This window comes from Pseudomonas sp. TWR1-1-4, assembly GCF_049897165.1.
Classification (GTDB): Bacteria; Pseudomonadota; Gammaproteobacteria; order Pseudomonadales; family Pseudomonadaceae; genus Aquipseudomonas; species Aquipseudomonas canadensis.
The window spans coordinates 21,455-33,771 of the sequence record NZ_JAFCVS010000010.1 but is presented as its reverse complement, the minus strand read 5'-3'; the positions used below and the strand labels follow the sequence as shown (position 1 = coordinate 33,771).

Sequence of the window (12,317 nt, the reverse complement as noted above, 5' to 3'; positions counted from 1 at the left end):
GACAAAAGCGCAAGATTGTGCAAGAGCGCGCCATGAATCGCAGGCCACACTGTGGCTCAATCGATGGAGCCCGCTATGAACCTTTCCCTGTATTTACTCACCGTGCTGATCTGGGGCACCACTTGGATCGCCCTCAAATGGCAACTGGGCGTGGTGGCGATTCCTGTGTCCATCGTCTATCGCTTCGGCCTGGCGGCGCTGGTGTTGTTTGCGCTGTTGCTGGTCAGCCGCAAGTTGCAGGTGATGAACCGGCGCGGGCATTTGATCTGCCTGGCCCAGGGGCTGTGCCTGTTTTGCGTGAACTTCATGTGTTTCCTGACGGCCAGCCAATGGATCCCCAGCGGGTTGGTGGCGGTGGTGTTTTCCACGGCCACGCTGTGGAATGCGCTTAATGCCCGGGTGTTTTTCGGCCAGCGGGTGGCGCGCACTGTGTTGATGGGCGGCGGGCTGGGCTTGATGGGCTTGGGCCTGCTGTTCTGGCCGGAACTGGTGGGGCATACCGCCAGCCCGCAAACCTTGCTCGGTTTGGGATTGGCGCTGCTGGGGACGATGTGTTTCTCGGCTGGCAATATGCTCTCGAGCCTGCAACAGAAGGCCGGTCTGAGACCGCTGACCACAAATGCCTGGGGCATGTTGTATGGTTCGTTGATGCTGGCGACCTACTGCGTGGTGCGTGGGATTCCGTTCGAGATGGACTGGAGTGCGCGGTACATCGGCGCGCTGTGGTACCTGGTGATTCCCGGCTCGGTGATCGGCTTTACTGCATACCTGACGTTGGTCGGACGTATGGGGCCGGAGCGTGCGGCGTATTGCACGGTGCTGTTCCCGGTGGTGGCGTTGAACGTCTCGGCATTTGCCGAAGGGTACCAGTGGACTGCACCAGCGCTGGCGGGGTTGGTGTTGGTGATGCTGGGCAATGTGTTGGTGTTTCGTAAGCCCAAGCCGGTCGTGGTTGCCTCACAATCCTTGGCCTGACCCATCACTGTATGAGCCGGCAAGCCGGCTCCTACAGAGGGTGGGGTTATTTGAGGCCGAGGCGCTTGGCCATGCGGCCTAGGTTGGCGCGGTCCAGGCCCAGTTCTCGGGCGGCGCTGGCCCAGTTGTGCTGGTGGCGCTCCAGGCAGGCGCTGATGATCTGGCGTTGATAGTGTTCGGTGGCTTGGCGCAGGTCGCCGGTCACGCTGGGCACCGCATCGACCGGTTCGTCGATCACCGGCGCACTGACATCGGGCAGATCCAGGTCCTGGGCGTTCAGGCTCAGAATCTTCGGACGCTCGCGACAGTTTCCCAAGGCTTTGAGTGCGCTGCGTCCGATCAAATGTTCCAGCTCCCGCACATTGCCTGGCCAGTTATAGGCCAGCAGCGCCGCCTGGGCATCGCTGGTCAGGCGCAGACTGCCCAAGCCCATGCGTGACCTGTTCTGCTCAAGGAAAAAGCCGGCCAGCAGCAGCACATCGCGCCCGCGCTCGCGCAGCGCCGGCACTTGCAGCGGGTAGACGCTGAGGCGGTGATAGAAGTCGGCGCGGTAGCGACCATGGCGCACTTCGTCAGCCAGGTCGCGGTTGGTGGCGGCGATCAGGCGCACGTCCACCTGGTGTTCCTTGTCCGAGCCCAGGCGTTGCAATTGACCGCTTTGCAGTACTCGCAGCAGCTTGGCCTGCACGGTCAGCGACAGTTCGCCCACTTCATCGAGAAACAGCGTGCCGCCATTGGCCAGTTCGAACTTGCCACGACGTTCGTTCAACGCGCCGGTAAAGGCCCCGCGTACGTGGCCGAACAGCTCGCTTTCCACCAGGGTTTCCGGCAGGGCGGCGCAGTTGAGGCTGATCAGCGGTTTATCGGCGCGGGTTGAGGCGGCGTGGATGGCCTGGGCCACCAGTTCTTTGCCAACTCCGGTTTCGCCGGTGATCAGCACAGTGAGGTCACTGCCGCCCACCAGTTTGATCTCTTCCACCAGGCGCTTGTGGGGTTTGCTCTGGCCGATCATCTCCTTGTGCTGCTGGCCGCTGGCCTCGCGGTAGATTTCGGCGCGCAGGGTCAGGCGTTCGATGCGTTCGGCCACGTTGACGGTGGCTGCGGCGAGGCTGGCGAAGGCTTGCAGGGCGTCCAGTTCGACGCGCTCGAAGCGCTCGGTGTCGAGGGCGTCCAGGGTCAGCAGGCCCCAGGGCTGATCGTCGACGAACAGCGGGCAACCCATGCAATCGTGGACTTCCAGGTGCCCGTGCAGTCCATCGACCAGGCCGTCGTAGGGGTCGGGCAATTCGCTGTCACTGTCAAACCGCGTAGGGCCTGGGCTGCTCAGTAACACGGCGAAGCGCGGGTGTTCGCTGACTTTGAAGCGTCTGCCCAGGGTGTCTGCGCTCAAGCCGTCGACGGCCAGCGGCACCAGCCATTCGCCGTCCAGGCGCAACAGCGCGGCGGCGTCACAGGGCAGCAGGGCGCGCATGGCTTGTAATAGACGACGATAACGCTCGCCTTCGGGCAGTTCACGGGACAGGTCGGCGACCAGAGGCAGCAGGGTGGTGAGCAGCGATTGCGCAGTCATAATGACTCCTTGTAGTCCTTACGACTATACGTTGCAGGAAGTCATACTGACTACAAATTGCATAACTTATTGAAATTAAAAGATTTATTTGTTGGCACGAATACTGAGTAGGTAAAGGCAATCAGTAAAGAAGCCCAGGAGGCTCCCATGCTTAGTGCCCAAGACCGTGCCATCGTCAAATCCACCGTGCCCCTGCTGGAAAGCGGCGGCGAAGCGCTGATCACCCATTTCTACCGCATGATGCTTTCCGAGTATCCGGAAGTTCGCCCGCTGTTCAACCAGGCCCACCAGGCCAGCGGCGACCAACCCCGCGCCTTGGCCAACGGGGTGTTGATGTACGCGCGGCATATCGACCAGTTGGACCAACTGGGCGACCTGGTGGCCAAGATCATCAACAAGCATGTGGCCCTGCAGATCCTGCCGGAGCATTACCCGATCGTCGGCGCGTGCCTGCTGCGCGCGATTTCCGAAGTGCTAGGCAGTGAGATTGCGACGCCCGAGGTGATGAACGCCTGGGGCGCGGCCTACGGCCAACTGGCCGACATCCTGATCGGCGCCGAGGCGGCGATCTATGAAGAGAAAGCGCAGGCCCCGGGTGGCTGGCGGGGGGCGCGGCCGTTCATCATCGTCAAGCGCGTGGTGGAGAGTGACGAGATTATCTCCTTCTACTTTGCCCCGGTGGACAACGGTCCGATTCTTGCCGCTGCACCGGGCCAATACATCGGCATGAAACTGGTGCTGGATGGCGAGGAAGTGCGCCGCAACTATTCGCTGTCAGCCCTGACCGATTCGGGCCTGTACCGCATCAGCGTCAAACGCGAGGCCGGCGGGCGGGTGTCCAACTACCTGCACGACCAACTGCACGTCGGTGCGACTATTGACCTGTTTCCGCCTTCGGGGGAGTTCACCCTGGCGGCCAGCGACAAACCGCTGGTGCTGATCAGCGGTGGAGTAGGCATCACGCCGACCTTGCCGATGCTCGAAGCGGCCCTGGCTACCCAGCGCCCGGTGCACTTCATCCACTGCGCGCGTAACGGCGGGGTGCATGCGTTCCGTGATTGGGTCGATGCCCTGGCGGCCAAGCACCCACAGCTCAAGCGTTTCTATTGCTACGCCGAAGATGATGGCGTGAGCCCGGCGGCGGACAAGGTCGGCTTGCTGAGTCAGGAACAATTGGCGGCATGGTTGCCCGAGCAGCGCGACCTCGATGCCTACTTCCTTGGCCCGAAAGGCTTCATGGGCGCGATCAAGCGCCATCTCAAGGCGCTGGGTGTACCCGAGAAGCAAAGCCGTTATGAGTTCTTCGGCCCGGCTGCGGCGCTGGAATAACACGCTCAAAAATGTGGGAGCGGGCTTGCTCGCGAATGGGATAGATCAGTCACTTACAGGTCGACTGACAAACCGCATTCGCGAGCAAGCCCGCTCCCACATTTGCTTATCTATTCCTCCAGGTTAATCCCCCGTTAACCCCCTCTGTTTAAACCACTCCCTGTGTGTAAACTTGCGGCCATTGGCACAACCAAACAAAGGGAAACGGTGATGAGTGACGAATTGCGTTTAGGCAGGGAGCGGCGCTTTCTGGTGTTGCTGGGCATCATCTGCCTGGCGCTGATCGGCGGTGCGCTTTACATGCAGGTGGTACTCGGCGAGGCGCCGTGCCCGCTGTGCATCCTGCAACGCTACGCCTTGCTGTTGATCGCGATCTTCGCGTTCATCGGTGCGGCGATGCGCACCAAAGGGGCGCTCACGTTTTTCGAAGGGCTGGTGATACTCAGCGCCCTCGGCGGTGTGGCCGCAGCCGGTCACCACGTGTACACCCAGTTCTTCCCCCAGGTCAGTTGCGGTATTGATGTGCTGCAACCGATCGTCGATGACCTGCCACTGGCCAAAGTGTTCCCCCTGGGGTTCCAGGTCGATGGCTTCTGCAGCACCCCGTATCCGCCCGTGCTGGGTCTGTCCCTGGCGCAGTGGGCACTGGTTGCGTTCGTGCTGACGGTGATCCTGGTGCCGTTGGGGATTTACCGGAATCGCCAGCGCAAAGCCTGAGCCCATCCCTGAAACGCCCCGGTCCTTCGTGAGGGACGGCCGGGGCGTTTTTGTTTGTAGGGATTTGTGAATAGAACGTGACGCCGGACAATTTTAGGTGCGCGCAGTGTGCGACATGTTGTCACACGGAAGCTGCCGCAGGACGTTTCTGACCCGCCGAACGGCCGCTTAAATTTGCATAAAACGGCCAAGATGTGCTGTCAGTTCGTGGTTCCGGCGAGGCCAGGAACCTCAGGCCACGTCAGCAATTGCGTGATGTCCGAATGCCTTGTTTTATGGGGGCTTGCATCGCTTTGGCTTACCCTTACAGCCCATATGGGCTGCGACGGGTCGCCCTATAACACGGCATTTTTTGTGGTTTTTGTTGAGAATCGAACACGATAAGATCGCGAACCTTTGCAATATTGGTGAAGGATTATTGCTGTAATCGATAAAAATTATTTCTTTATAAGACATGGTTTATACATCGCTAGCTAACTACAATCGCCCGCACTGAATGTCCGGTGCTGTTCAATATTTGAGCACTGGAGCGGTCGAGGGGCAGATGGACGGCTCTGTGCGACCCCAAGGTTCCGACAGCCTTTCAACTATCCGCACCAAATGGAATTGGTCTGTAACAAGGCCTTTAACCACGAAATCGAATAAGAACTCACCGCAGGTCCGTGAAACGCCACCTAATGGCGCGATGGGCAGGCTCTTATTCAATCGAAGAGAAATGCCAACCCTTGGCAGGGTGAAGTGTTGGCGATCAAAACCCAACTGCATTGCGCAAGCTGCTTTAGAGGTCGTGAGATGAGTAAAAACAGGTACCCCCGATTACTAGGCTTTTTGCCGCTGCTTGGCATGATGTTAATGCTGGGAGGCTGCAAGTGGACCTTGATGGACCCAAAAGGACAGATCGGTCTGGATCAACGAAACCTGATCATCACCGCCACCCTGCTGATGTTGTTGGTTGTGGTGCCTGTGATCATCATGACCTTCGCCTTCGCCTGGAAATACCGAGCGTCGAACACCAGCGCGACCTACGCGCCGAAGTGGTCGCACTCCACCAAGATTGAAATCGCAGTGTGGCTGGTGCCGATCCTCATCATCATCGCCCTGGGTTACATCACCTATAAGTCGACCCATGAGCTGGACCCGTACCGTCCGCTGGAATCCGACGTCAAGCCGATCAACATCGAAGTGGTCGCGCTGGACTGGAAGTGGCTGTTCATCTACCCGGACCTGGGTATCGCCACCGTCAACGAAATCCAGTTCCCAGAGAACACTCCGCTTAACTTCCGGATCACCTCCGACGCCGTGATGAACTCGTTCTTCATCCCAGCCCTGGGCGGTCAGATCTACGCGATGGCAGGCATGCAGACTCGCCTGCACCTGATCGCCAACGAAAAAGCTGAAATGGAAGGCATCTCCGCAAACTACAGCGGCGCTGGCTTCACCGGCATGAAATTCAAAGCGATCTCGACGAGCCAGGAAGGTTTCAACGCCTGGGTAGCCGAAGTCAAGGCCGCACCTAAACAGCTTGATCAAGCTGAATACGATGCCCTGACCAAACCAAGCCAGAACAACCCAGTCGCTCTGTACTCCGCGTATGAGCCGGACCTGTTTCAGAAAATCGTCGACAAGTACGAAGGTATGAAGCCAGGCAAGCCGGTCAAGCACGAGAAGAAAGAAGTGGCCGCGGTTGAAGGTTCTGACACGGGCTCGCATTCAACTGCTGGGGCAGAGGAGTAAACGATGTTTGGTAAATTAAGTTGGGATGCGGTCCCGTTCCACGAGCCGATCGTAATGGTGACCATCGCCATGATCGCGCTGGGTGGTCTGGCACTGTTTGCAGGTATTACGTACTTCAAGAAGTGGACCTACCTGTGGACCGAGTGGTTGACGTCGGTCGACCACAAGAAAATCGGCGTCATGTACGTCATCGTTGCCATGGTCATGCTGCTGCGTGGTTTTGCCGACGCCATCATGATGCGTACCCAGTTGGCCATGGCCACCGAGGGTTCGCCTGGCTACCTGCCACCTGAACACTATGACCAGATCTTCACCGCTCACGGTGTGATCATGATCATCTTCATGGCGATGCCATTCTTCACCGGCCTGATGAACCTTGCCTTGCCGCTGCAGATTGGCGCGCGTGACGTTGCCTACCCGTTCCTGAACTCCCTGAGCTTCTGGCTGCTGGTTTCCGGCGTGGTGCTGATCAACGTGTCCCTGGGCGTCGGCGAATTCGCCAAGACCGGTTGGGTTGCGTATCCGCCGTTGTCGGGCCTGCAATACAGCCCTGGCGTGGGTGTGGACTACTACATCTGGGCCCTACAGTTATCAGGACTCGGGACGACACTGACGGGGGTCAACTTCCTGGCCACCGTCCTGAAAATGCGCGCCCCTGGCATGAAACTGATGGACATGCCGATCTTCACCTGGACCTGCACCTGGGCAAACGTGCTGATCGTGGCTTCGTTCCCGATCCTGGCCGCTACCATGGCGCTGCTGTCGCTTGACCGTTACCTGGATTTCCACATTTTCACCAACGAGCTTGGTGGCAATCCAATGATGTACGTGAACCTGTTCTGGGCATGGGGTCACCCTGAGGTGTACATCCTGATCCTGCCAGCGTTCGGTATCTTCTCCGAAGTGATCTCGACCTTTACCGGCAAGCGCCTGTTCGGTCACCACTCGATGGTTTATGCATCGGGCGCAATCTCGGTACTGGGCTTCATGGTGTGGCTGCACCACTTCTTCACCATGGGTTCGGGTGCCAGCGTCAACGCCTTCTTCGGCCTGGCGACGATGCTGATTTCCATCCCGACGGGGGTGAAGCTATTCAACTGGCTGTTCACCATCTACCACGGTCGTCTGCGCATGACCAGCCAGGTCCTGTGGACCCTGGGCTTCATGGTGACCTTCGCCATTGGCGGCATGACCGGCGTACTGCTGGCCATCCCGGGTGCTGACTTCGTGCTGCACAACAGCCTGTTCGTGATCGCTCACTTCCACAACGTGATCATCGGTGGTGCTGTCTTCGGTTACATCGCTGGTTTCAGCTTCTACTTCCCGAAAGCGTTCGGCTTCAAGCTGCACGAAGGCTGGGGCAAGGCTGCATTCTGGTTCTGGATCTCGGGCTTCTTCGTCGCGTTCATGCCGCTCTATGCACTGGGCTTCATGGGCATGACCCGTCGTCTGAACGCTACCACCAACCCTGAGTGGGTGCCGTACCTGTACGTCGCCATGTTCGGTGCGGTGATGATCGCTGTGGGTATCGCCTGCCAGTTGATCCAGTTGTACGTGAGTGTCCGTGACCGTAAGCAGAACGCTTGCGAATCCGGTGACCCATGGAATGGCCACACCCTGGAATGGTCGACTTCGTCGCCACCGCCGTTCTACAACTTCGCCGTGATCCCTACTGCGAACACCATTGATGCGTTCACCGAAGCCAAGGAAGACGGTACTGCGTACCAGCGTCCTAAGCACTACGAACCGATCCACATGCCAAACAACACCGCCACTGGCGTGGTGATGGGCGCGCTGTTGACCGTGTTCGGTTTCGCGATGATCTGGCACATCTGGTGGCTGGCAATCGCGAGCCTCGTGGGCACCATCGGCTACTTCATTGTCCACGCTGCACGTGATGATCAAGGCTACATGGTGCCGGTCGAGACGATCGAACGCATCGAAGCCGAGCAACACGCTCGCCTGGTCGCCGAGAAGAAAATCCCGGCCAACCGTGTAGAAACCTCGTTGGAACAGGCTTAAACCATGTCGAACTTAGTGACCAATGCTGGACACGCCCATGTCGATGACCATGGGCACGATGACCATCACCACGACTCGGGGCCGATGACCGTTTTCGGTTTCTGGCTCTACCTGATGACCGACTGCATCTTGTTTGCGTCGATCTTCGCGGTGTACGCGGTACTGGTAAATAACGTAGCGGGTGGCCCGTCGGGCCACGACATCTTCGAACTGCCTTACGTGCTCGGCGAAACCGCCTTGCTGTTGTTCAGTTCGATCACCTACGGCTTCGCCATGTTGGCCTTCTACAAGGGCAACAAGAAAGGCGTACTGAGCTGGTTGGCACTGACCTTCCTGTTCGGCCTGGGCTTCATCGGCATGGAGATCAATGAGTTCCACCTGCTGATCTCCGAAGGCTACGGCCCGCACCGTTCCGGCTTCCTGTCGGCGTTCTTCACGCTGGTAGGTACCCACGGTCTGCACGTAACGGCTGGCCTGCTGTGGATGGCGGTGATGATGTATCAGGTCAATAAACACGGCCTGACCAACACCAACAAGACTCGCCTGAGCTGCCTGAGCCTGTTCTGGCACTTCCTGGACGTGGTCTGGATCTGCGTCTTCACCGTTGTTTACCTGATGGGGACTCTGTAATGGCTAATGCACACTCCCATGACCATGACAGCCATGATGCAAGCCACGGCAGCGTTAAGTCGTACGCCATCGGCTTCATCCTGTCGGTAATCCTGACGCTCATCCCGTTCGGTCTGGTGATGTACCCGACCCTGCCTAAGTCGATCACCTTGATGATCGTGCTGGCATTCGCGGTGATTCAGGTTCTGGTTCACCTGGTGTACTTCCTGCACCTGGACCGCTCCAAAGAGCAACGCGATAACGTGATTGCGTTCGTGTTCGCAGGGTTGGTAATCCTGCTGCTGGTTGGCCTGTCGATATGGATCATGTTCAGCATCCATACGTTCATGATGGCGAAGTGAGGTAAGACCCGATGTCGCTTAAGCACTTTATCCAAATCACCAAACCGGGGATCATTTTCGGTAACGTGCTTTCTGTGGCGGGCGGTTTCTTCCTGGCCTCCAAGGGACATGTCGATCTGGCCATCTTCCTGGCTGCAATGATCGGCACTTCCCTGGTGGTAGCTTCCGGTTGTGTGTTCAACAACTGCATCGACCGTGACATCGATATCAAGATGGAACGCACCAAGAATCGTGTGCTGGTCCAGGGCCTCATCTCCCTGAAGCTGGCACTGATCTACGCGACCGTCCTCGGTGTTGCCGGCGTGGCGTTGTTGTACAAGGTGGCCAACCCGCTGGCGGCGCTGTTTGCCGTGATCGGCTTTGTCATCTACGTCGGCCTCTACAGCCTGTACCTCAAGCGCAAGTCGGTTCACGGCACGCTGGTGGGCAGTCTGTCGGGAGCGATGCCGCCGGTGATTGGTTATGTGGCTGTGACCAATAGCTTCGACATGGCCGCGCTGACGCTACTGGTGATGTTCAGCCTGTGGCAGATGCCGCACTCGTACGCCATCGCGATTTTCCGCTTCAATGACTACCTGGCTGCTTCGATTCCGGTTCTGCCGGTCAAGCGTGGCATCCAGGTCGCCAAGAAACACATCCTGCTGTACATCCTGGCCTTCCTCGTGGCGACCTTGATGTTGACCTTCAGTGGCTACGCCGGCATGAGCTACCTTGCCGTCGCCGCCGCCATGGGCATGTACTGGTTGTACATGGCCTGGACCGGCTACAAGGCGGTGGATGACACCGTCTGGGCACGCAAGCTGTTCGTGTTCTCGATCTTCACCATCACCGCGCTCAGCGTGATGATGTCCCTGGATTTCCAAGTGCCGAAAGAGCTGTTGCTGACCTACGCTCACTGAGTGGTCCTGCACTGAAAGAGCCCCGCCTTCGAGAGAAGCGCGGGGCTTTTTCTTGGGCGTCGGTTTAAATCTGCGGATGTTTATCTCGTCATACCCCTCTGTACGTGCTCTGCGAATCCACCACCCGCCAACAAGGAGTTGCCCCATGTTCAGCGTTAGTCGTCGATCCCTTCTCGCCCTGGGCGCCGCCCTGCCTTTATTGGGGCGCCTGGATTGGGCGGTCGCGGCGCCGCCGCCGGCAAAGTCTGACGAGGTGCGACTCAACTACAACGAAAGCCCCTACGGACCCTCACAGGCCGCCCGTGAAGCGATGCAGCGTGGTATCGCGACGTCCGGGCGTTACCCCTACAACCACATGTATGCTTTAGCCGGGCTATTTGCTCAGCAGCAAGGCATTGCCGAAGAACAGGTGGCAGTGTTTGCAGGCTCAATGGCGGCCTTACGTTATGCGGTGCTGGCATTCACCAGCGAAACTCGCGGCCTGGTGATGGCTACGCCGTCCTACGAAGTGCCGCACCAGGCGGCGCAGGCGAACAAAGCTGCGGTGAAGGAAGTCAGCCTGAACGCCGACCACGCCCACGACATCCCGGCCATGCTCGCCGCCGATCCACAGGCCGGCATGCTCTACCTGTGCAACCCCAATAACCCCACTGGCACCGTTACGCCCGTCGACGCCATCCGCCACGCGTTGGCGAATAAACCCAAAGGCAGTGTGCTGGTGGTAGACGAGGCTTACATCGACTTCGCCGACGTACCCAGCGTGGTCAGTTGGGTCAAGGACCACGACGACCTGCTGGTGCTGCGCACTTTCTCGAAAATCTACGGCATGGCCGGTGCCCGCCTGGGCTTGGCGGTCGGGCATCCGGCGTTGCTGGAACGCCTCGCCGTATTTGGCGGCGACAACGTGCCGGCCGGTACCACTCTGCTCGGCGGCCTTGCCAGCCTTGAGGACGTCAAACTGCTGCCGCAACGCAAGGCGCTCAATAAACAACTGCGCGATGAGACTGTGGCCTGGCTGCAGGGGCGTGGTTTCACCTGCACGGCCTCCCAGGCCAACTGTTTCATGATCGACGTGAAGCAACCGGCGGAGCAGGTGATCGAGAAACTGGCAGCCCAAGGCGTGCTGATCGGCCGTGTGTTTAAAAACTGGCCGCAGTGGGTTCGGGTGACGGTGGGGAACAAGCGGGAGATGGCACGGTTTCGTGAGGTGTTTGCGGCACAAGTCGAACGCGCGGGTTAAACCGATGCAAAACAAATGTGGGAGCTGGCTTGCCTGCGATGCAGACGCCTCGGTATATCAATGAGACCGAGGTGATGCTATCGCAGGCAAGCCAGCTCCCACATTTGATTCTGCGGTGTCGCTTGCCTTGGGTTACTGCTGCGCGATGCTGTACCCATCAAATGCGGTCTGCTGCTGCAGCGCAGTGATCACGCTCTTGCGGCTCAGCGGCTGCTCGGCGCCGGCGTTATCCACAAAGCTCTCAACCGCAAGCTCCGCCTCATCCCCTTCACCCACAAAGCTGAACCCCAAAAACTCGAACGCCTCACGGTCGACATTCAGCTTGGAGCGCGGCGTGCGCAGCGGCAGGGTGACGCTGATGCCATCCTTGCTGATCACAAACACTTCAGCTTCTTTCTTGGGCCGTGAGGCCTTGCTCTTGCCGGCGCTTGGGTTGCTGATGGCCTGGTGGCTCTGGTTCAGCACTTTCAACGCCAGGCCGTAGACCAACTCCTGGAATTCGGGGTCGTCCTTGAAGCTGGACAGGATGCGGCTGATCGAAAACTTGCTGCTCAGGTCTTCCAGGGCTGCGTTATCGGCGGCTTCGGCGTCCTTGAGTTGCTTGAGCTGGCCCATCAGGTCGTAGGCCTTGTCGTCATCGAAAGCATCGTGGGCCTGGCGGATGGCCACGCGCAGCTCGCGGATCTGGTCGCTTTCCTTGGACGTGTGGAACGCGTCCAGCACCATCTCACTGATGATCTTGGCTGCTGGCAGATGCTGTGAAAGATTGATGGCGTTTTCGTATTCGGCTTTGGCGTGCAAGGCGACTACGGATTCTTCGGGGGCGGATTTTTCGGTGTAAGAATCGGACATTGAAATTT

Annotated in this window: 11 protein-coding genes; 9 read left to right on the top strand and 2 right to left on the bottom strand. The window is 58.8% G+C overall.

The window, feature by feature from the left end:
- Positions 1 to 75 precede the first annotated feature (75 nt).
- On the top strand, positions 76 to 975 hold the full coding sequence (locus ACP7C6_RS28405) for a DMT family transporter (protein ID WP_028617885.1): 900 nt from the start codon (positions 76 to 78) through the stop codon (positions 973 to 975).
- Positions 976 to 1,021: 46 nt separating this feature from the next.
- Here the strand turns inward: ACP7C6_RS28405 and norR are convergent, their stop codons facing one another.
- Positions 1,022 to 2,545 (bottom strand): nitric oxide reductase transcriptional regulator NorR, encoded by a 1,524-nt coding sequence (gene norR, locus ACP7C6_RS28400; RefSeq protein ID WP_028617884.1) that lies wholly within the window; start codon positions 2,543 to 2,545, stop codon positions 1,022 to 1,024.
- 147 nt (positions 2,546 to 2,692) lie between these two features.
- Here norR and hmpA point away from each other — a divergent pair, with 147 nt between their 5' ends.
- The 8 genes from hmpA to ACP7C6_RS28360 all read left to right on the top strand — a co-directional run bounded on the left by hmpA (position 2,693) and on the right by ACP7C6_RS28360 (position 11,457).
- Positions 2,693 to 3,874: an NO-inducible flavohemoprotein gene (hmpA, locus tag ACP7C6_RS28395; protein ID WP_305382727.1), complete on the top strand. Its 1,182-nt coding sequence runs from the start codon at positions 2,693 to 2,695 to the stop codon at positions 3,872 to 3,874.
- 210 nt (positions 3,875 to 4,084) lie between these two features.
- Complete coding sequence (locus ACP7C6_RS28390) at positions 4,085 to 4,591, top strand: disulfide bond formation protein B (protein WP_010206438.1); 507 nt, start codon at positions 4,085 to 4,087, stop codon at positions 4,589 to 4,591.
- Positions 4,592 to 5,383: 792 nt separating this feature from the next.
- A complete protein-coding gene (gene cyoA, locus ACP7C6_RS28385) occupies positions 5,384 to 6,325 on the top strand; it encodes a ubiquinol oxidase subunit II (RefSeq protein WP_028617882.1) in 942 nt (313 codons plus the stop codon).
- Between the two features lie 3 nt (positions 6,326 to 6,328).
- Positions 6,329 to 8,347 (top strand): cytochrome o ubiquinol oxidase subunit I, encoded by a 2,019-nt coding sequence (gene cyoB, locus ACP7C6_RS28380; RefSeq protein ID WP_028617881.1) that lies wholly within the window; start codon positions 6,329 to 6,331, stop codon positions 8,345 to 8,347.
- 3 nt (positions 8,348 to 8,350) lie between these two features.
- Positions 8,351 to 8,977 (top strand): cytochrome o ubiquinol oxidase subunit III, encoded by a 627-nt coding sequence (locus tag ACP7C6_RS28375; RefSeq protein ID WP_010206435.1) that lies wholly within the window; start codon positions 8,351 to 8,353, stop codon positions 8,975 to 8,977.
- Entirely contained in the window at positions 8,977 to 9,318 is a 342-nt protein-coding gene (cyoD, locus tag ACP7C6_RS28370; RefSeq protein ID WP_010206434.1) for a cytochrome o ubiquinol oxidase subunit IV, read from the top strand. The genes ACP7C6_RS28375 and cyoD overlap by 1 nt, the downstream gene beginning before the upstream one ends.
- A gap of 11 nt (positions 9,319 to 9,329) precedes the next feature.
- On the top strand, positions 9,330 to 10,217 hold the full coding sequence (cyoE, locus tag ACP7C6_RS28365; protein ID WP_003194050.1) for a heme o synthase: 888 nt from the start codon (positions 9,330 to 9,332) through the stop codon (positions 10,215 to 10,217).
- A gap of 145 nt (positions 10,218 to 10,362) precedes the next feature.
- The gene (locus ACP7C6_RS28360; protein ID WP_426109538.1) at positions 10,363 to 11,457 is read left to right on the top strand and encodes a pyridoxal phosphate-dependent aminotransferase; all 1,095 of its coding nucleotides are present in this window, start codon (positions 10,363 to 10,365) and stop codon (positions 11,455 to 11,457) included.
- A 132-nt stretch (positions 11,458 to 11,589) separates the two neighbouring features.
- Here ACP7C6_RS28360 and ACP7C6_RS28355 read toward each other — a convergent pair whose 3' ends face one another.
- Positions 11,590 to 12,309, bottom strand: a complete 720-nt coding sequence (locus ACP7C6_RS28355) for a hypothetical protein (RefSeq protein WP_308907990.1) — start codon at positions 12,307 to 12,309, stop codon at positions 11,590 to 11,592.
- Positions 12,310 to 12,317: the final 8 nt, after the last annotated feature.